Source organism: Mesorhizobium sp. M7A.F.Ca.CA.001.08.2.1 (genome assembly GCF_003998455.1).
Taxonomy (GTDB): domain Bacteria; phylum Pseudomonadota; class Alphaproteobacteria; order Rhizobiales; family Rhizobiaceae; genus Mesorhizobium; species Mesorhizobium ciceri.
The window spans coordinates 1-577 of record NZ_RZPW01001411.1 but is presented as its reverse complement, the minus strand read 5'-3'; the positions used below and the strand labels follow the sequence as shown (position 1 = coordinate 577).

Here is a 577-nt window from a genome sequence, read left to right as displayed (position 1 = left end):
TTTCAGCGCGACGCGCTTTAGCCGATTGCGGTCGCCGAAACCTGATGCCGCGACGTCTCGATCGCCGAAAACCGTTTCAGAAACGCGTTCTGCGCCCAGGTCACCGAACGTGGCGTGAAATCGAAGCGGTCGGCATTGAAGCCGCGCGGACGGCCGAAGAACTCGGTCGCCTCGGCGGTCGAAAAGCCGGCGAGCAGCGTTGCCTCGAAATAGGCGGCGATCTGGTCGGCGCGCTTGATCTCCTTGCGCAGCGCAGCACTTGGTTCCGGAGGCAGCGAGAAGCGCAGATGGATGGCGCGCTGCAGCCGTAACTCACAATCCTTGTAGCTGCCGCCCATCACCGATTTGAACGGCGAGATCATGTCGCCGATGACATATTCGGGGGCGTCGTGCAGCAGGGCCGCCAGCCGGGCGTCGGCCGAAGCCTCGGGCACCAGGTCGCAGAACAGCGCTTCGACCAGCAGCGAGTGCTGGGCGACCGAAAACGCATGCTCGCCGCTGGTCTGGCCGTTCCAGCGGGCAACGCGGGCGAGCCCGTGCGCAATGTCCGAAATCTCGATGTCGAGCGGCGAGGGGT

At 64.8% G+C, this 577-nt stretch carries 1 protein-coding gene; it reads right to left on the bottom strand.

Going from position 1 to position 577, the window contains the following annotated elements; genetic code table 11:
• Nucleotides 1-17 precede the first annotated feature (17 nt).
• Nucleotides 18-577, bottom strand: a 560-nt coding sequence (locus EN914_RS37700) for an HD family hydrolase (protein WP_164779289.1), incomplete at its 5' end; no start/stop codon positions are given.